The 18,316-nt window shown below is 63.7% G+C and carries 15 protein-coding genes; 7 read left to right on the top strand and 8 right to left on the bottom strand.

Annotated features, from left to right (window positions below):
- The first annotated feature begins 2 nt into the window (after nucleotides 1-2).
- On the top strand, nucleotides 3-1,229 hold the full coding sequence (glp, locus tag ACHFFR_RS04940; RefSeq protein ID WP_394263166.1) for a gephyrin-like molybdotransferase Glp: 1,227 nt from the start codon (nucleotides 3-5) through the stop codon (nucleotides 1,227-1,229).
- Nucleotides 1,230-1,262: 33 nt separating this feature from the next.
- Here the strand turns inward: glp and ACHFFR_RS04935 are convergent, their stop codons facing one another.
- Nucleotides 1,263-1,754 (bottom strand): molybdenum cofactor biosynthesis protein B, encoded by a 492-nt coding sequence (locus tag ACHFFR_RS04935; protein WP_394263165.1) that lies wholly within the window; start codon nucleotides 1,752-1,754, stop codon nucleotides 1,263-1,265.
- A gap of 246 nt (nucleotides 1,755-2,000) precedes the next feature.
- Between ACHFFR_RS04935 and modA the strand changes: the two genes are divergently transcribed.
- The 6 genes from modA (at nucleotide 2,001) to ACHFFR_RS04905 (ending at nucleotide 9,863) form a co-directional block, all read left to right on the top strand.
- Complete coding sequence (gene modA, locus ACHFFR_RS04930; RefSeq protein WP_394263164.1) at nucleotides 2,001-2,783, top strand: molybdate ABC transporter substrate-binding protein; 783 nt, start codon at nucleotides 2,001-2,003, stop codon at nucleotides 2,781-2,783.
- Between the two features lie 12 nt (nucleotides 2,784-2,795).
- Complete coding sequence (locus ACHFFR_RS04925) at nucleotides 2,796-4,709, top strand: ABC transporter permease (protein WP_394263189.1); 1,914 nt, start codon at nucleotides 2,796-2,798, stop codon at nucleotides 4,707-4,709.
- Nucleotides 4,710-4,990: 281 nt separating this feature from the next.
- The gene (locus ACHFFR_RS04920) at nucleotides 4,991-5,257 is read left to right on the top strand and encodes a GlsB/YeaQ/YmgE family stress response membrane protein (protein ID WP_394263163.1); all 267 of its coding nucleotides are present in this window, start codon (nucleotides 4,991-4,993) and stop codon (nucleotides 5,255-5,257) included.
- Nucleotides 5,258-5,791: 534 nt separating this feature from the next.
- Nucleotides 5,792-7,318, top strand: a complete 1,527-nt coding sequence (locus tag ACHFFR_RS04915; RefSeq protein WP_394263162.1) for an SLC13 family permease — start codon at nucleotides 5,792-5,794, stop codon at nucleotides 7,316-7,318.
- On the top strand, nucleotides 7,315-9,378 hold the full coding sequence (locus ACHFFR_RS04910; RefSeq protein ID WP_394263161.1) for an ATP-binding protein: 2,064 nt from the start codon (nucleotides 7,315-7,317) through the stop codon (nucleotides 9,376-9,378). Before ACHFFR_RS04915 ends, ACHFFR_RS04910 begins: the two co-directional genes overlap by 4 nt.
- Nucleotides 9,375-9,863 carry a response regulator gene (locus ACHFFR_RS04905; RefSeq protein ID WP_394263160.1) on the top strand — a complete coding sequence of 163 codons (489 nt, stop codon included), beginning with the start codon at nucleotides 9,375-9,377 and terminating at the stop codon, nucleotides 9,861-9,863. Before ACHFFR_RS04910 ends, ACHFFR_RS04905 begins: the two co-directional genes overlap by 4 nt.
- Here ACHFFR_RS04905 and ACHFFR_RS04900 read toward each other — a convergent pair.
- The 7 genes from ACHFFR_RS04900 to ACHFFR_RS04870 form a co-directional block, all read right to left on the bottom strand.
- Nucleotides 9,860-10,645 (bottom strand): HesA/MoeB/ThiF family protein, encoded by a 786-nt coding sequence (locus tag ACHFFR_RS04900; RefSeq protein ID WP_394263159.1) that lies wholly within the window; start codon nucleotides 10,643-10,645, stop codon nucleotides 9,860-9,862. The genes ACHFFR_RS04905 and ACHFFR_RS04900 overlap by 4 nt on opposite strands.
- On the bottom strand, nucleotides 10,642-10,923 hold the full coding sequence (locus ACHFFR_RS04895) for a MoaD/ThiS family protein (protein WP_394263158.1): 282 nt from the start codon (nucleotides 10,921-10,923) through the stop codon (nucleotides 10,642-10,644). Before ACHFFR_RS04895 ends, ACHFFR_RS04900 begins: the two co-directional genes overlap by 4 nt.
- Nucleotides 10,920-13,424, bottom strand: a complete 2,505-nt coding sequence (locus tag ACHFFR_RS04890) for an HAD-IC family P-type ATPase (protein WP_394263157.1) — start codon at nucleotides 13,422-13,424, stop codon at nucleotides 10,920-10,922. Before ACHFFR_RS04890 ends, ACHFFR_RS04895 begins: the two co-directional genes overlap by 4 nt.
- A 72-nt stretch (nucleotides 13,425-13,496) precedes the next feature.
- A complete protein-coding gene (locus ACHFFR_RS04885; RefSeq protein ID WP_394263156.1) occupies nucleotides 13,497-14,987 on the bottom strand; it encodes a DUF1846 domain-containing protein in 1,491 nt (496 codons plus the stop codon).
- Nucleotides 14,988-15,226: 239 nt separating this feature from the next.
- Entirely contained in the window at nucleotides 15,227-16,126 is a 900-nt protein-coding gene (locus ACHFFR_RS04880; RefSeq protein WP_394263155.1) for a glycine betaine ABC transporter substrate-binding protein, read from the bottom strand.
- A gap of 35 nt (nucleotides 16,127-16,161) precedes the next feature.
- The gene (locus ACHFFR_RS04875; protein ID WP_394263154.1) at nucleotides 16,162-16,947 is read right to left on the bottom strand and encodes an ABC transporter permease; all 786 of its coding nucleotides are present in this window, start codon (nucleotides 16,945-16,947) and stop codon (nucleotides 16,162-16,164) included.
- A gap of 62 nt (nucleotides 16,948-17,009) precedes the next feature.
- Nucleotides 17,010-18,224, bottom strand: coding sequence for a glycine betaine/L-proline ABC transporter ATP-binding protein (locus ACHFFR_RS04870; RefSeq protein WP_394263153.1), 1,215 nt, complete (start codon nucleotides 18,222-18,224; stop codon nucleotides 17,010-17,012).
- Nucleotides 18,225-18,316 lie beyond the last annotated feature (92 nt).

The raw sequence follows: 18,316 nt of genomic DNA, 5'->3' as shown, positions 1-18,316 counted from the left end.
CGATGACCCCCGAAGAGTACCGCGAGCAGATCTTCACCAACCTGCCCCACGCCCGCCTCACCACCGAAACCATCCCCCTAGCCGACGCGCTCGGCCGCACCCTCGGAGCGGACGCAATCGCCAAGCTCTCCGTGCCGCCCTTCGACAATTCGGCCATGGACGGCTTCGCCGTTCGCCGCGAAGACTTCACCGGCGAGGGCCCGTGGGAGTTCGCGGTCATCCAAGAGGTGGCGGCCGGCGACATCGGCGCGCAGATCGATCACGACGACGACCTGCCGGTTGCCGCCCGGATCATGACGGGCGCGCCCGTGCCCGAGTGGGCGGACGCCGTCGTGAAGGTCGAAGACACGGACGCGCCGCGCGGGGCCTCGAAGATGCCACGTCGAGTGCTCATCAACGTCATCCCGAAGCCCAACGCGAACGTGCGCTTTGCCGGCGAGGACCTCACGGCTGGCACCCGCGTGATCGAGGCGGGCACGGTGCTCAGGCCGCGGGCGCTCTCGGCGCTCGCGTCGATTGGCTATGGCGAGGTCGAGGTGGTGCGCAGGCCACGCGTGGCAATCCTCGCCACCGGCTCGGAGCTCGCTGCCCCGGGCGAGAAGCCCGGCCCGGGGATGATCCCCGATTCGAATTCCACCCTTCTCGCGCTCCTCGTTCGCGAGGCCGGCGGCGAGCCGACGATCGCGCGGGTCGCGGATACGGCAGAAGAGTTTGACCGCGCGCTCCCCGCGGACGCCGATCTCATCGTCACGTCGGGCGGCGTTTCGATGGGCGCCTTCGACCCCGTCAAGGAATACGGCCTCGCCCACGGCTGGACGTTTGAGAAGGTCGCGATGCAGCCGGGCAAACCGCAGGGTCACGGCATGGCCGGCGACGTTCCACTCATCGCGCTGCCGGGCAACCCGGTGTCGGTGGCCGTCTCGTTCCGGCTGTTCGTGCGCCCGTTCATTGCGCGCCTGCTTGGGCAGCCAGACGACCTCGCGGATTCCGCGCCCAAGTGCCCCGTTGCCCGGGCTGGCGCGTCGTGGTCAACCCCGGCCGGCCGGCGTCAGTTCCTCGCGGCGAAGCTTATTCGGGGAGCCGACGGCGACGTCGTCGTTCCCGTGCACGAACTGGGCTCGGGCTCACACCTCGTGGCAACCATGCACGCGGCGGACGTCCTCGCCGTCGTCAACGCCGATGTGGAGGGCGTGAGCGAAGGCGACCTCGTCAAGGTGATTGACTTCTAAGCCCGTCAGCTCAGTGATCAGTGACCAGTGCGCTCAGTGATCAGCGCCCCGCATTTGCGCGACAGCGTGCTCGAGGACGGGGACGATGACGTCCATGCCGTCTTCCACCGCGCCCACCGAGCCGGCGAGGTTGATGATGAGCGTTCGATTCTTGCCGCCGACCATCACGCCCGCGCGCCCGCGCGAGAGCAGCGCGCCGGGCACGCCCTTTTCGATGCCCTTGTAGCGAATCGCCTCGGCGATGCCGGGGATGTCAAAGCGCAGGAGCGGATCCATCGCGCGCGCCGTGTAGTCCTGCGGCGTGATGCCGGTGCCGCCGGTGGTGATGACGAGGTCGATTTCGTCGTAGGCAACCTCCTGGATGGCTTCGGCGATCACGCGAACGTCGTCGTGAACCACGACCGTTTCCAGCACCTGAACGCCGGCCTCCTCGAGGCGTCGCACGGCGGTCGGACCCGAGAGATCCTCGCGTTCACCCGTCGAGGCACGATCGGACACCGTCACTACTGCAGCTTTGATAGTCATGGCCTCCAGCCTAGATCGGGTAATGAAATAGTCAAGGATTTCTCAATTCTTGGACTAGTTCTCTTTTTCACAGATGATTCACGACGCCGTCCGCCCGGCTTGGAAGATCGTGCCCCAGCAGCGCGTCATGCGACTAGAGTGAGAGAACGCCACGGCAGGGCGGAAACTGCCGTCACACGTCCTTTCACCGAGACGGGCAACAGCTCGGTGGCGCCTAGGGACCTACGTTGCGCCTTGGAGAATATGATGACGATTCGCAGGTTTGCGTATCTGAGCGCGCTGACGCTCATGGCACTGGGAGCGTGCTCTGACGTAGCTGGCACTGGCGGAGCAGGCAGTGGCGGAGCGGGCACTAGCGACGCTGGCGAGCTGACCGTCTTCGCCGCAGCCTCACTCAACGCGGCTTTTCCTGAGATTGCCGAGGACGTCTTTGCTCAGGACTACCCCGACGTCGAGGTGAACTTCGCATTTGAAGGATCGTCCTCGCTGGTGGAGAAGATGCGCTCAGGCGCCGCGGCCGACGTCTTCGCGTCTGCCAACGTGGCAAACATGGATAAGGCGGTGGCCGCCGACCTCGTGAACGAACCCGCGGAGCTCACCAAAAACACCCTGCGCCTCATCGTTCCGGCAGGCAACCCCGCCGGAGTAAGCGGCCTCGAATCCGCGAACGCCGCCAACTTCGTGATCTGTGCACCGCAGGTTCCCTGCGGCACGGTCAGCGCCGAGCTCGCCGAGAGCGCCGGGATCGACTTCACGCCCGTCTCCGAGGAACAGTCGGTCACAGACGTGCGCACGAAAGTGGAAACCGGTGAGGCCGACGCGGGCCTCGTTTACCTCACCGACGCCCTGCTCGCCGGCAATGCCGTGGAGATCGTCGAGGTGGAGGGCATCACCGCCGTGGGCACCGTCTACATGATCGCCACCCTCGCGGACGCACCGAACCCCGAGCTCGCCGCCGCGTTCATGGACGCCGTCATGTCCGACGCCGGCCGGGACATTCTGGCCACCTACGGCTTCGGCGACGACTAGGCTGTGACGGATATGGTCTCGCATCTGCGCGGAATCCCGCCCTGGTTTTGGTTGCCGGCGCTACTGGCGCTGCTGGCGCTGACGCTGCCGCTGCTCGGCATGGCCTCACGCGTGCCGTGGGCGGATCTCGGCACGATTCTGGCAACGGAATCGTCGATGGACGCCCTGTGGCTATCCCTGCGCACGTGCCTCCTCGCCACCGCGATCTGCCTCGTGATCGGCACGCCGCTCGCGCTCATTCTTGCCCGCGCGGCCGAGGCCCCGCGGCGCCCCCGCTGGCTGACCCCGGCTCGGACCTTCGTGTTAGTGCCGCTGGTCATGCCGCCGGTGGTGGCCGGCTTGGCACTCCTGACGACGTTCGGCCGCCGCGGCGTCTTTGGCCCAGCACTCGAGACCTTTGGTATCCAAATCCCGTTCACGACCATTGCCGTTGTACTCGCCCAAGTCTTCGTCTCGCTGCCCTACCTCGTCATGACGGTCGAAACCGCCGCAAAAGCCGCCGGCTCCGACCTCGAACACGCCGCGCGTGGCCTCGGCGCCAGCCGGTGGATCCAGTTTTCGCGCATCACCCTCCCCCTCCTCGGCCCATCGATCGCATCCGGAGCCGCCTTGGCCTTCGCCCGCTCGCTCGGCGAATTCGGCGCCACCATCACCTTCGCCGGCTCCATGCAGGGCACCACCCGCACGCTCCCCCTCGAGGTCTACCTCCAGCGCGAACAAGACCCCGACGCCGCGATCGCCCTCTCGCTCGTCCTCATCCTCATCGCTATGGCGCTCACCGGGCTGACGACGGTACTTGAGGCACGCAACATGCGGCGCTTTTCGTCAGTTCCCGAGCCCGATCACGACGACGCGGCGGCTACCCCTCGTCCCGGGACTCATCTGCTTGAGGACGCCGCGCCGTTTAGCCTTGTTGCCGATGTTCCCGAGCGCGGCGTCGCCTACGAGCTGCACGGAAAGGCGGGAGAAACGCTCGCGATCATCGGGCCGAACGGATCGGGTAAATCCACGGGTATCCGCCTTCTGGCCGGGGACATCGCCAGCCCGGAATCGCGCGTGGACGCGCCGGAAACCGTGGGGTTCCTTGACCAGTCGCCGTCGTTGTTCCCGCACATGTCGGTGCTCGAAAACGTCGCTTTCGGGCCGCGATGCAACGGGGTGCCCAAGGCCGAGGCGAACGCGCGGGCGCAGGCAGAGCTTGCCGCCGTCGGATTGTCGGAGCACGCTCACAAGGCGCCCTGGCAGCTCTCGGGCGGCCAAGCGCAACGCACCGCACTCGCGCGCGTCTTGGCGGTCGATCCACAGCTGCTCCTGCTCGATGAGCCGTTCGCGGCGCTCGATACGGCCTCGAGCGCGGCGCTCAGGTCCATCGTCGCCGGGCGCATTCAGGGGCTGACCACGGTGCTCGTGACGCACGACCTCATCGACGTGCTGATTCTCGCCGACCGCGTGGCCGTTCTCGACGGCGGGCGCCTCGCCACGATCGGCGCCATGGAGTCGGTTCTCTCATCGCCTACCACCCAGTTCGCCGCGGATTTTGCCGGGCTCAACATGCAGTTCGGGCACATCGAGAACGGATCGCTGGTTCTGGACGGCACCGACCTCCGGATCCATGGGATGCTCACCGACGTATCCGAGGGCGATCGCGCGGCCGCTGTTTTCGACCCGCGGGCCGTCTCCCTACGAACGACGCCCGCGCCGGGCTCAATTCGCAATGTGATATCCGGCACCGTCACGTCGATCGAGGCCGGTGCGGCCGGGGTCGACGTCCGAATCGATATTGGTACTCATTCACCGATTCATGCCACGATTACGAGCGCTGCTGCAGCCGACCTCGCACTGACCACAGGGGTGGATATCGTCGCCGAAATGAAGGCCATGCAGATGCGCCTCATTCCAATTTCTCCCCGCCCTGCCGGGGATTAATAGGGGTCGTGTTCGACGCCAGCGCTCAACGCTACGAGAACCGTGCGGTCTGCTGACAGGCACGGGTCGTTCAACGTTGAATGATTCCGAACTGTTGTCGAATCATGCTACAATAATTACGCCGTAACGGACTTTTTGCCAACGTTACCAACAAATACGCGGTGGGTGAACGTGCCGTACCACGTTACAACCCCAGGCCCATGACCGGTATATTGGACATCAGTGATATAGCGAAGCGGGCAAACTCGTGGAGCTGCACTATCGAAAGAGAGGTCACTACGATGTTTAACATTATTGGAACGATTATTTTCGGCGCGGTCATTGGATTCCTCGCAAAGTTCATCCGCAAGGATGGCCACAAGGTCTCCGTCGCTGCCACCGTCGCACTCGGTGTTGCCGGTGTCGTCGTTGGTAACCTGATCCTCCAGCTGTCCGGCTATCCGGCTGATACGGCTGGTATCGATTGGGTCCGTTGGGTCGTGGTCACGATCGTGGCAATCATCTTCATTGGAATCTACCTCGGCATGTCTGGTCGTAAGCGCGCATAAGCGCACGAGCTAGATAAGCTAACCAAAAGGGCGGAGGGTCAAACCTCCGCCCTTTTGCGTGCCTGATCGATCGTTGCCATGTGAGGCCTTGCCATGTCAGAACGTGCCACGTCAGGGTTTTAGAGCATTAAAGAGGCGGGCGACCATCCACGCAATCAGGTCGCCCGCCTCGGGCAGACACACTGGCCGTTATGAGAAGACTGCACAAATTTCTTCTCCAGCCTGTGTGTCACGTTATTCAGCATCACACACACGAAAGGTAAATCTAAAAGGGATCTTCCTTTGCGATATCTCTAGTATGCACACCGACCCTTAGATATCTATTGATTCAGTCTGGGAATTGTCTGGGAAATTCTGAGCGGGTGTGCGCGGCACCCAAAAGCGCTATCCGACCAGCCACAACACCCAGATTCTTGCCCGGCACACGCCACCCGCGCCTCCGGCACTTCGGCCGCTCATCACGAACCCTGCGATGGCCTATTCCGAGAGCCGTTAGACCCAACACGGCTGTGATTTAGCCCCTATATTAATCATATGACTGATGATGCGCTCACGAACTCCACACCAGACGCCGAACGGCCAGTAACGCGTAAACCCGCCCGCCGCCCGCGGCCCGTCCGCCACAGGTCGACCAAGCCGCCTGTCACGCAACGGCGTGCCAAGATCGGCACCAAGGAAAAGATCGGCCTCGTCCTAGGCGCGATCGCGTTCCTCTTCCCACTGTTGGTGGATATTCCTAATCTGGCCCCGCCCGGCGAACGCATGTTGGCCATCTTCTTGCTAGCGATCGTTTTCTGGATTACCGAGCCGATTCCCCTAACCGCCACGGCGGTGCTCGTCATCTTCCTCGAGGTCATACTCGTCTCTCAGGGTGCGATCGTTGACCCAGGAGCCGGCGACCCCGCGCTCGCCGAAGCCTCGCTGCCCGCCGCGTCCTATTTCGCGGCCTTGGCAAACCCAGTCATCATCCTGTTCCTCGGCGGTTTCATGATCGCGCACGGCGCCGAGAAGTACGGCCTTGATAAGAACCTCGCATCAGTCATGCTCAGGCCGTTCTCGGATAACGCGCGCGCCACCACCGCCGGGCTCATGATCATCACCGCCCTGCTGTCCATGTTCATGTCAAACACGGCAACCACGGCCACGATGTTCGCCGTCGTCGCGCCGATTCTGAGGGGTCTGCCGGAGGGCAAGGCGCGAGCTGGCGTAGCGCTGTCCATCCCATTGGCGGCAAACGTGGGCGGCATCGGAACGCCCGTCGGCACGCCACCAAACGCCATCGCCATTGGCGCGCTCGCCGAGCGCGGGATCACCGTCTCGTTCGTGGACTGGATGATCATGGCGATCCCTTTCATGCTCGTCATTCTGTTCTTCTCCTGGCTCTTCCTCTCCTTCGTGTTCCTACCCAAGGACGCCACGATCAAGGTGGAAATGGATTCGAACTGGGACCGCTCCACGAACGCCAAGATCTTCTACGCCATCGCCGGCCTGACGATCCTGCTGTGGATGACGGAGCCGCTCCACGGAGTCTCCTCGAACACCGTGGGCTTCTTCCCCGTCGTCGCTCTGCTGTGCCTGAAGGTCATGGCAGGCGCGGATATCAAGGCCCTTGACTGGCCGGTGCTCTGGCTGGTCTCCGGCGGTATCGCACTGGGCACGGGCGTGGGCGCCACGGGCTTGGACGAATGGCTCGTCTCCTCCGTTCCGTGGGAGTCGCTCGGCGGCGTTGCTATCGTGGCAATCCTTGGCCTCATCGGCTTCGGCATGGCGAACGTTATCTCGCACTCCGCAGCCGCGAACCTGCTGGTTCCGCTCGCCGTCTCGCTGGCCGTGTCCCTCGATGGCATCAACACGATCACGGTTGCGGCCGTCGTCGCTATCGCCTGTTCGCTGGGCATGTCGATGCCGATCTCCACGCCTCCGAATGCCATCGCCTACTCGACCGGTGAAATCAAGATTTCCGATATGGCGTTGCTCGGCATGGTCGTGGGCACGGTCGCCACGCTCCTGCTCATCTTCGGTCTGCCTCCGATCTGGGACGCCATGGGCTTGCTTTCATGACGTATCTGGGCGTGATTCCTCCCTCCGAGCACGGCAGCTCGGAGGTTGACTCGCGCCCACTCGACGTCGTTGTGATCGGCGACGACGACCTCACGGCGGGCATTACGCCGTGGCTCGCGCAGGGGCTGCAGGGCGAGTGCGAGATCCACCGGGTCGCATCCTTTGAGGATGTGGATCGGCTGGAGCCCGAGCTCGACGAGCTCGCCGTCATCACCATGACCGTAGGCGCCGACGGCGTTGGGCAAGACCACCCCATCCACGACTTCCTCGACGCCGAGGAGCACGACGACGTCCGCATCGTCGTGCTGACCGTGGAACGAGACATCACCGGGCTTGACTCGTTGGCGCACAACTCGCGCCTCGACCTCGTGGCATTCCTGCCTGAGCTTCGGCAAAAGGTCTTCACGCGCGAAATCCGCACGCAGTTGCGCAGGTACCGCAAGAACACGCGGGCCAAGACGGGCAAGCGCGAACGGGCGACGGCGGACGAGCGGTTTGCGCTCAACATCGACATGTCGGATCTGGAAATCGTGCACGAGATCGTGGCGATCGCGGACCGGCTGCTCGGCTACCAGCCGCGCGTGCACTTCCCGCCGAACGTTGCGCTCACCACCGAGGGACATCGCGTCGAAGAAGTGATGCTGGCGCTGTCCGGGCAGGTCTCACTCGAACGGTCCTCGGGCGCTGGCGACGTCATCATGCATCACGCCACGACCGGCCGGCTGATCGGCATGCTCGCCCTGACCTCGGGCCGCGAAGCATTCTTCACCTCGAAAACCACCACGAACGTGGTGACCGTGCAGTTGACCTTCGAGCAGTTGAACTACATCTGGAACCATGACCCGGCGGTGCCGGCGCTCGTGGCCGCGCTGTTCGTTCGATCCTTTGACCGGCGCTTGCGCAGAGCCGAAGACATTCAGATCGAGCAGCATGAGCTCACCGCCGAACTTGAGCGCGAGCGCGCCAACCTCGCTACCGCGCTCCACAACCTTGAGGCTGCCCGTACGGAACTCATGACCCAGGCTCGCTTCGCCTCGCTCGGTGAGCTCGCGGCCGGCGTCGCGCACGAGCTCAACAACCCGATGGCCGCGATTGACCGAACGTCGGATCACCTCTTCAACGACGTCGTTAACCTGCTCGACCTCGCGCCAGACAAGAAGTGGGCGCGCCGGACCCTCGCCGCAGTTCAAGCCGCGCACGATTCGAAGTCGGTGACTACCCGCGAGGCGCGCCAGATTCGCCGGGAACTGGAGCAAGTGACGAAGGACCGGAGCGTGGCCCAGCGCCTCGTGCTCGCCGGCCTTCACGATCCCGCGTTCGCGAAGGAGATCAAGCGCGCCCGCAACATCGACTTTGAGACGATCGAGCTCGCGGCGTCGATCGGAACCGGGTTGCGCAACGTCTCCACGGCCACGAACCGCATCACCGAGCTCGTGGCCTCCCTGCGCTCGTATGCTCGCCCGGACGGCGATCCGATCACCGATGTGGACATCCATACCGGCCTCGATGACACCCTTCGGCTGCTCTCCCACAAGATATTCAACGTGGAGGTCAAGCGCGACTACCATTCGCTGCCGCTCATCACGTGCCACCCGGGGCAGATTTCGCAAGTGTGGACGAACCTCATCGCCAACGCGGCCGAGGCGATGATGGATCAGGAGGACGCGCGCATCACCATCAGCACCGGCTCCGTGGACGACGATCGCGTGTTCGTACGGATCTCCGACAACGGCCCGGGCATCTCGAAAGAACTCCAGGAGAACCTGTATCAGCCGCGCTTCACCACGAAGAACGGGCAGGTGCGCTTCGGTATGGGCATCGGACTGTCGGTGGTTCAGTCGATCGTCAGCCGTCACCAGGGCACGATCGACATGAGCTCGAGCCCGAGCGGCACCACCTTCACGGTGATCCTGCCAATTCACGGGCCCATCAACGACGCCGATCCCCCACTTGCCGAGTCACCGCTGAGCGCCGATCCCCCGCTCGCCGAGTCCCCGCCGCACGCAAACCTTAACCCGACCGAATCAGGCATCATGCCACGAATAATGGAGGAAGAATGAAACTCGCGATTTTGATTGTTGAAGATGAGCCGGAGGTTCGAGCCTCAATCGAACGCGACCTCATCGATTTCGCCAGTATTGTGCGTATCGAGCCGACGGAGGACGTGGATGACGCGTGGGACGTCGTCGACGAAGTGGACGCCGACGGCGACGTGATCGCGCTGGCACTATGCGATCACCGCATGCCGGGCACCACGGGCGTGGAGTTTCTCGTGCAGATGATGGACGATGACCGCACGGCGATGACGCGCAAGGTTCTCGTAACTGGTCAGGCGGATCTGACGGACACCGTGCGTGCAGTCAACGACGCCGATCTGGATCACTACATCGCAAAGCCGTGGGATCCCGAAGAGCTACGCGACACCGTCCGCATGATGCTGACGGACTTCGTTGAGGTCGCAGGAATCAATCCGTTGCCGTACCTCGCGGCGCTCGATCAGGAGCGCGCGATGGAGCTGGCGCGCCACTTCTCCCGGGCCGACTAGCGCGGGGCGAAGGGGATCTCGGCGGTCTTGACGCCGAGCGTATCCACGTAGAGGATGCGACCCACGAGGAGGTCGCCCGCCCCGGTGATCAGCTTGATCGCCTCTGAGGCCATGAGCGTGCCGGCCATTCCCGGGACGCTTCCCATGATGCCGACGTCGGCCGTCTTCGGCACGGCGCCCGCAGGAGGTTCCTCGGGGAACACGTCTCGCAGGCTCAGGCCATTCGGGCCGGGGAACCCCGCCGCAACAGCCCTCTCCCCCGTCCAAAACACCGAGATTTGCGCGCCCCATTGGAGCACGCTTCCAAAGACCTCGGGCATGCCTAGCCGCACGGCCGCATCCGAGACGAGGTAGCGCGTGGGCAGGTTATCGGTTCCGTCGATCACGAGATCCCAGCCGCCCAGGACCTCGTCGACGTTCTCTGCCGTCAGGCGCAGCGGGTAGGTGGTGACCTCGAGGTCCGGGGTGAGCTCGATCAGACGCCGCGCGGCGCTGTCGACCTTCAGCTCCCCGATTGCCGCCGTTGAGTGAATGATCTGGCGCTGGAGGTTGGATAGGTCGACTCGGTCGGCGTCGACGATCCCAATCGCGCCCACACCGGCGGCCGCCAGGTACGTCAGCGCGGTGGAGCCGAGCCCGCCCGCGCCGACCATGAGCACCCGGGCGTTCAGGAGCCGGCGCTGGCCGACCTCGCCAATCTCCGCCAAGCTGATGTGGCGGGCGAACCGCTCGCGCTGAGCCTCCGTGAGCTCGGCGCCCGGCTCAACAAGTGGCGCGATCATCGAACCATCCACGCGGCGTCGGGTGAGCCGCCGGCAAATGGCGGAAGCACGTCCACGTCGGGCGTGCCAGTGAGAACGTCACCCGCCTCAGCGCGCTTGCCGTTCACGAGGAAGGACGCCACGTCCAGCACCTTGGCCAGCCGCTCGGAGTCTGGGCGTGCGCTCTTGATCGCCTCGGCGAGCTCGCCGACGCTCGCGCCGTCCTCGATCTCAATCTCCTCGGAGTCCGCGCCCGCGTAGTCGGCTGCGGCGGCAAAGTAGCGAACATGTACCTTCATCGAATCTCCTTCGAGTTGACCTGCGTGACGGTTGCCGGCGTGGCGACGTCGATCACCGCGCGGTCTGCGTCGTTGGCAGCTGCGCCGCGGGGGTCGCCGTCGTGGCGCTCAAAGAACGGCTCGGGCTTCCACAGCGGCGTCATGGTGCCCGACCGCGCGCGCACGATCCACCACAGCGCCTCGATGCAGGCGGCTGCGATGAGGCCGATCATCGTCGCTTGAAGCATCATGCCAGAGTTCGACGAGTCGAGGAAGAACAGGCGCTGCGTGAGCGACCAGTTAAAGATGATCCCGTAGCCGATCAGCGGCAGGATCACGAGCAGCAGCTTCCACGGCGAGAGCGGACGAGCGATCGTCGCCACCACCCACGTCGAGGGGATGATCAGGGCCAGTAGCGCCGCCGTCGATTCCTGGGTGTGCTCCTCGGGCACATTCCAGCCCGAGACCACCATGTAGGTGAGGAACGCGGACGTGCCCACGATGAGCCCGGCCGGGATCGCGAATCTGAGCACGCGCGGCACGAAGTTTGGCCGCGCCCGGTTGTGGTTCGGCGGCAGAGCCAGCAGGAATGCCGGGATGCCGATCGTGAACCAGCCGGTAATCGTCACGTGGATCGGCACGAAGGGGAACGGCACCGCCGCGATGATCACGAGCATCGCGAGCATCGCCGAGTAGATCGTTTTCGTCAGGAACAGGTTCGCCACGCGCTCGATGTTTCCGATCACGCGGCGCCCTTCAGCGACGACGTGCGGCAGGGTCGCGAACCGATTGTCGAGGAGCACGATCTTGGCCACGGCCCGCGTGGCGGCTGAGCCCGAGCCCATCGCTACCCCGATGTCGGCGTCTTTGAGGGCGAGAACGTCGTTCACGCCGTCGCCCGTCATGGCCACCGTGTGACCGTTGGTTTGCAGGGCCTTGACCATGTCCTGCTTCTGGTCGGGGCGCACGCGGCCAAAGACGCGGTTGCCCTCGATGATGTCGGCGAATGAGGCCTCGTCGATGTGGCGCGCGTCCACCGTCTGCCCCGCCGTGATTCCAAGGCGTTGCGTCACGGCGCCCACCGACGCCGCGTTGTCGCCCGAGATCACCTTGACCTCCACCTCCTGCTCGGCAAAGTATTCGAGGGTCGCGTGGGCGTCGGGGCGGATCTTCTGTTCAAGCACGAGCAGCGCCACCGGGCGGACCTGCACCGGGGCATTCGCGGCGTCCACGGGTTCGGGCGAGTGCGCGAGCAGGAGCACGCGGCGCCCTGTCGAACCAATCTCCTCCGCGACGGCGCCCGAGGGGTGCTCGCCGGCCAGCACGTCAGGCGCGCCGAGAATCCACGAGGTGATGGTGCCGTCGTCGTTAATGAACGTAGTTCCGGACCACTTCTTTGCCGAGGTAAACGGCTGACGCGGGCCCACGCTCCACTGCGGGCCATCGAGCGGGAAGCGTTCGATGATCGCGGTTGCGGTGGAGTTCGGGTCGGGGTCGGTGGCGAGCAGGTGCGCGAGAATTTCCTCGCATTCCTCGATCGACTCCTCGCAGCCCTCGACCACGACGATCTCGGAGAACTCGAGCCTGTTTTCCGTCAGCGTGCCGGTCTTATCGGCACACACGACGTCGACCCGCGCCAGCCCCTCGATCGCCTGTAGCTCCTGGACGAGGCACTTGCGCTGACCGAGCCGGATCACGCCGAGCGCAAAGGCCGTGGACGTGATGAGCACGAGGCCCTCGGGCACCATGGGCACGAGCGCTCCGGTGATTTCGAGGACCACCGCGCGCCAGTCGGTCACCCCGCCGCGCACGGCCGAGATCACCGTCAGAATGCCGACGGGGATGAGCACCCACGTGATGTATTTGAGAATCGTGTTGATGCCCGCCTGGAGCTGGGAATGCGCGAGCGAGAAGCGCGAAGCCTCCGCCGCGAGCTTGGCCGCATACGACTCCGCGCCCACCTTCGTCACCGTGTAGTCGCCCGAGCCCGACACGACGTAGGAGCCGGACATAATCTGGTCGCCGCGCTCCTTGCGCACGGCATCAGATTCGCCGGTGAGGTTCGATTCGTCGACGGACAGGTATTCGGACGTTTCCACGACGCCGTCGACGACGATCTGGTTGCCAGCGCCGACTCTGACTACGTCGTCGAGAACGAGTTCTTCTTGGGTGACCTCGGTCAGCGATCCGTCGCGCCACACGCGCGGATGCTCCTCTCCCACGATCGTCAGGGAGTCGAGCGTGCGCTTGGCGCGCAGCTCCTGAATGATGCCGATGCCGGAGTTGACGATGATAAGCAGGCCGAAGGCTCCGTTGATGATTGACCCGGTTGCCAACACCATGACGAACAGGACCGACAGGATCGCGTTGATGCGCGTAAAGACGTTTTGCTGGACGATCTGCTTAACCGACTTGCCGGTGCGCGGGGGAAGCTCGTTCGCCCGCCCATCTCGGCGGCGCTCTGCCACCTCGGCTGTGGTGAGCCCAAGATCAGTACCCGCGAAATGGGCCCGCTCGCTCATGCGCCTCCTTCAATAACTACTGGGATCAGCCTAGTCGGTTCTGGCGAATCGACCTCAACCGGGAGGGGGAGGCTAGCGCTTACGGTAGAGAGTCTTGCGTTGGTAGCGCGGCTCGGAGGTCACGAGAATGCCAAGATTGCGGAAAATGGCCTCGTCCACCGAGCCTAGGATCGTGGTGGTGTGAACGTTGCAGCCCTCGAGATTGCGCAGCTCGTCGAGCGCGCGGCGCGAATCCTCCGACTCGGAGGCCGACACGGACAGCGCGATGAGCACCTCATCCATGTGCAGACGCGGGTTACGTGAGCCAAGATGCTGGGTCTTGAGCGTCTGAATCGGCTCAATCGACTCGGGTGACAGGAGCAGGTGATCGTCCGGGATCCCTGCCAGATGCTTAAGGGCGTTGAGCAACATCGCTGCCGAACAGCCCAGAAGCTCGGACGTCTTGCCGGTGATGATCGTGCCATCTTGCAGCTCGATCGCGGAGCCAGGCTCTCCGGTCTCCTCCTGAATCGCGAGCGCTGGCAGGATCACGCGGCGATCCTCCGTGGACGTCTTGGCCTTCGACATGACGATCGCGATGCGCTCGGATTGCACCGGATCCAGATCGTTGACCTCTTCGTCCACCAATGCCTTGTAGTACCGGCGGATAATCTCCTGCTTGGACGCTTCGCGCACCACGTCGTCGTCGCAAATGCAGTGCCCGACCATGTTGACGCCCATGTCGGTGGGCGACTTGTAGGGCGATTTGCCGAGCATCATCTCTAGCAGCGCTTCGAGGAGCGGGAAGACCTCGACGTCGCGGTTGTAGGACGTGACTTGCTCGCCGTATGCCTGCAGGTGGTAGGGGTCGATGACGTTGTTGTCGTCGAGATCCGCGGTGGCGGCCTCGTAGGCGAGGTTGACCGGGTGCTTCAACGGCAGGTTCCAGATCGGGAAGGTCTCGAACTTGGCGTACCCGGCCGGGATGCCGCGCCGGTACTCGTGGTAGACCTGCGACAGGCAGGTGGCGAGCTTGCCCGAGCCAGGGCCGGGGGCCGTGACGAGGACGAGGTCTCGGGAGGTGGGCACGTAGTCGTTCGAGCCAAAGCCCTCGTCGGAGACAATGCGCTTCGTGGCGGACGGATAACCCGCAATCGAGTGGTGGTGGAAAACCTTGAGGCCAAGTCGGCGGAGGCGGCCCGAAAAGGCGTGGGCGATATGGTTCTCGTCGCTGATCTGCGTCACCACCACATTCTCCACAAGGAATCCGCGCTCGCGAAAGACGTCGATCAGGCGCAGCAAATCGTCCTCGTAGGAGATCTCCAAGTCGGCGCGCTTCTTTTGCCGCTCGATGTCCTTGGCGTTGAGGCAGACGAGGATCTCGATGTCGTCCTTGATCTGCTCAAGCATGGCGATCTTGTTGTCCGGCATGAATCCGGGAAGGACGCGGGAGGCGTGGTTGTCGTCGAAGAGCTTGCCGCCCATTTCGAGGTAGAGTTTGCCGCCGACGTCCTTGCGCCGCTGCGAAATGTGGGCGGACTGCATCTCAATGTACTTATTGCGGTCAAATCCAATGCGAGACATCGGGCTCCTCAATCGGTTGTGTGGGGCGACCGGCGGGCGGGAGCCCCGCGGACAAGTCTACGGCACGCCCGCGGGCGCGTGCGGAAGACGCCAGCCAGCGGGCGCGCCAGCCCGGCGCGAATGGCAGCCCGGCGCGAATGGCAGCCCGTCACTCGTCCAGGGCAGAGAGCACTGGCACCAAAAGGGCGGGTGCCTTCATCAGAAAGCACCCGCCCTGCTAGGTGACCTAGCGGTTGGTTTTAGCCCAGGTTCATGCGGTCGCGAACCTCGGGGTTCTCATCGAGCCACGCGGCAATAGCCTGCTCGACCGGCTGGTCGGCATTCTCGTTGAGCGCGTAGTTCTCGACGTCCGAGAGTTCCTCGGCCGTCAGCTCGAAGTTTCCGATCATTTCGGCAACCTCGGGGTGGTCGGCGGCGAAGCCATCACGCGCGAACGTGTGGAGCTCCTCAGCGCCACCGAGCGAGCCCTCGGGATCCTCAAGGTCGCGGATGTCGTAGGCACCGTATGCCCAGTGCGGGGTCCACAACGTGACGACGATGTCGTCGCCCGAGGCCATCGCCGAATCGAGCTCGGCGAGCATCGCGGCCGTGGAGGAGATCTTGAAGTTCATGCCTTCAAGGCCGTACTGCGGAATCACGGCGTTCTCGGTGGTCTGCGTCAGACCAGCGCCGGCGTCGATTCCGACGATCTCGTTGTTGAACACGTCCGCGTTGTCCGCCAGCTCCGCGAGGGAGGTGATGGGCGCGTCGTTGTTGACGGCGATCGTGAGCTTGGCGTCGTCGTACCAAATGCCCAAGTCCTCAAGCGAATCGCCGTACTGGTCGATGTAATCGCCGTGCGTGAGGGGCAGCCAGGCATCGAACAGGAGGTCCATATCGCCCGAGGCGATGGAGGTGAAGACAACGCCGATGTCGGCGTCTGTCAGGTCCACTGTGTATCCCTGCTCTTCGAGGGCGATTGCCATCATGTGGGAGACGACGATGCCTTCGTCCCAACCCGAGGGGACTCCAACGCTCAGTGACTTTTCAACAGCCGTATCCTGACCGCCGTCCTGCGAGTCCGAGTCGGAGGAGCAGGCAGCGAGCGTTACGGACAGAGCCATTGCCGAACCGATTGCCAATGCTTTCTTGGAAAACATGTATACCTTTCATTGATTGACATTGTGGGTAGGTGTTAGGACGTGCGCTTTGTTTTGCTTCCAAATGCGGACGTCACGCGGTCAAGGAACATTGCGAGGATGACGACGGCGAGACCGGCCTCCGCGCCGAGTGAAATATTCACGCGTTGGATTGAGCTGACGACGGCGTTACCGAGACCTCCGCCGCCAACCATGCCGGCGATCACGACCATCGAGAGCGAGAGCATGATGACCTGGTTAATACCGCCCATGATGGTGGGCATCGCGAGCGGGAGTTGAACTTGCCTGAGCACGCGGCCCGGAGTTGCTCCGAAGGCGTAGCTCGCTTCGACAACCGATGCATCCACTTGGCGGATTCCCAACTCCGTGAAGCGCACGGCGGGTGCGATTGCGAAAAGGACAGTCGCCACGATTCCCGGCACGATTCCGGCCGAGAAGATCATGACGAAGGGGATGAGGTAGACGAAGGCGGGCATACTTTGCAGGAAGTCCATGACGGGTCTGGTCAGGTAGGAAATCCAGCGAACGCGCGCCGCCAAAATACCGAGCGGGACGCCGAAAATCGTGGCGATCACCGAGGCTTCGATCACTAGAGCGAGAGTGGACATGGCGTTATCCCATTGGAACATCGCGTAGATCAAGAGGAATCCGAGCGCCGTGCCGAGCGCGAGCTTCCACCCCTTGGCAAAGAAGGCGAGCGCCGCGAACACGATGATCAGGACCCAGAACGGCGGAGTGGAGAGCACCCAGTAGATCGCCTGATAGATCTCGATGAGGATCTTGCCAATGAAGTCGAAGAAAACCTCCCACGACCTGATCATCCATCGGACGATTGAATCGACCCAGCTACCGAGAGGAATTGAGAATAGTAGATCGTCTCGTGTCACAGTGCGTCCTCCATCTGCTCGTCAGCCGCGGGGTCCGTGGCCCCCTCGCCTCCGTCGTCTTCATCCACAGTCGACAGCGCAATGAGCACGGCGATGCGCGGAATGATTCCCGCCAGCTTGCCGTCGTCGTCGACGACGGGAATGGTGATCGGCGTGCCGGCGGACAGCGCGATGACGTCGGCCAGCGTGTCATTCGGGTGAACCGAGACGAAGTCCCGGCGAAGCAGGCCCTCGGTGCTCGTCAGACCCGGGTTGTCGTGCAAGGCGCGAACGACGTCGTCGGTGTGGATCATGCCGCGCAGCTTACGCGTGCCGGAATCGGTGACCCACCCTGCCTCTTCGTCCCACTCCTCCAGTTTCTTGAGTGCGACGCGCGGGCCGTCGCCCGTGAAAATGCGGGTTTCGGGCTGACGCATCAGGGTTGAGGCCAGGATGACGCGCGTGCGGTCGACGTCTTGGATGAAGCGAGCGATGTAGTCGTTCGCCGGGCTGGTGAGGATCTCCTCGGCGGTGCCAACCTGGACGACCTGCCCATCGCGCATGACGGCGATCCGGTTGCCCACGTACATGGCCTCGTTGAGGTCGTGGGTGATGAAGACGATCGTCCGGCGCTTCTGGGCCTGAATCTCGAGGAGCAACTCTTGCATGTCCCTCCTGATGAGGGGGTCGAGTGCGGAGAATGCTTCGTCCATGAGGAGAATGTCCGCGTCAGCCGTGAGCGCTCGCGCCAATCCGACTCGTTGCTGCATACCGCCCGAGAGCTCGTCCGGGTAGGCATTCTCGCGGCCTTCGAGGCCTGTGGTTTTCAGCGCCTCCATCGCGCGCGCTTCGCGCTCGGCGCGGGGGACCTTCTGAATCTCGAGCGGGTAGGCCGCGTTTTCGAGAACGGTTCGGTGGGGCAGGAGCCCGAAGTGCTGGAAGACCATCGACATGCGCTCTTCGCGGAGCTTGCGGATCTCCTTGAGCGACATCCCGGTGATCTCCTGATCGCCAATGTGAATGGTGCCGGAGGTCGCAGGGCCGAGCGCGTTCAGTGTTCGCAAAAGCGTGGACTTGCCGGAGCCGGATAGCCCCATCACCACGAAGATTTCGCCTTCCTCGATCTCGAGCGTGACGTCGTCGACTGCCACCGTAACGTCGTCGGGCAAATCAGCGCGGGAGCCACCGGCTTTCAGGTGCTCGACGGCGCGGTCCGGATCTTTGCCGAACACTTTATAAACATTGGTGCAACGAAGGGCTTTCACTCCACTTCCTCTTCATTTTGATTGAATTGCGGGCGTAGGCCGACTCTGGGCACATATAG

The sequence above is a fragment of the Trueperella sp. genome, from assembly GCF_043424875.1.
Taxonomy (GTDB): Bacteria; Actinomycetota; Actinomycetes; order Actinomycetales; family Actinomycetaceae; genus Trueperella.
This window is presented reverse-complemented; position numbering and strand designations above follow the sequence as displayed.

What these genes read in the sequence shown, in the direction of transcription:
- ACHFFR_RS04885 (WP_394263156.1), bottom strand. Translation starts at nt 14,987, where the DNA reads ATGTCTCGCATTGGATTTGACCGCAATAAGTACATTGAGATGCAGTCC.
- ACHFFR_RS04905 (WP_394263160.1), top strand. Translation starts at nt 9,375, where the DNA reads ATGAAACTCGCGATTTTGATTGTTGAAGATGAGCCGGAGGTTCGAGCC.
- ACHFFR_RS04895 (WP_394263158.1), bottom strand. Translation starts at nt 10,923, where the DNA reads ATGAAGGTACATGTTCGCTACTTTGCCGCCGCAGCCGACTACGCGGGC.
- ACHFFR_RS04880 (WP_394263155.1), bottom strand. Translation starts at nt 16,126, where the DNA reads ATGTTTTCCAAGAAAGCATTGGCAATCGGTTCGGCAATGGCTCTGTCC.
- ACHFFR_RS04890 (WP_394263157.1), bottom strand. Translation starts at nt 13,424, where the DNA reads ATGAGCGAGCGGGCCCATTTCGCGGGTACTGATCTTGGGCTCACCACA.
- ACHFFR_RS04935 (WP_394263165.1), bottom strand. Translation starts at nt 1,754, where the DNA reads ATGACTATCAAAGCTGCAGTAGTGACGGTGTCCGATCGTGCCTCGACG.
- ACHFFR_RS04925 (WP_394263189.1), top strand. Translation starts at nt 2,796, where the DNA reads ATGGTCTCGCATCTGCGCGGAATCCCGCCCTGGTTTTGGTTGCCGGCG.
- ACHFFR_RS04915 (WP_394263162.1), top strand. Translation starts at nt 5,792, where the DNA reads ATGACTGATGATGCGCTCACGAACTCCACACCAGACGCCGAACGGCCA.
- ACHFFR_RS04875 (WP_394263154.1), bottom strand. Translation starts at nt 16,947, where the DNA reads ATGATCAGGTCGTGGGAGGTTTTCTTCGACTTCATTGGCAAGATCCTC.
- glp (WP_394263166.1), top strand. Translation starts at nt 3, where the DNA reads ATGACCCCCGAAGAGTACCGCGAGCAGATCTTCACCAACCTGCCCCAC.
- ACHFFR_RS04910 (WP_394263161.1), top strand. Translation starts at nt 7,315, where the DNA reads ATGACGTATCTGGGCGTGATTCCTCCCTCCGAGCACGGCAGCTCGGAG.
- ACHFFR_RS04920 (WP_394263163.1), top strand. Translation starts at nt 4,991, where the DNA reads ATGTTTAACATTATTGGAACGATTATTTTCGGCGCGGTCATTGGATTC.
- modA (WP_394263164.1), top strand. Translation starts at nt 2,001, where the DNA reads ATGACGATTCGCAGGTTTGCGTATCTGAGCGCGCTGACGCTCATGGCA.
- ACHFFR_RS04900 (WP_394263159.1), bottom strand. Translation starts at nt 10,645, where the DNA reads ATGATCGCGCCACTTGTTGAGCCGGGCGCCGAGCTCACGGAGGCTCAG.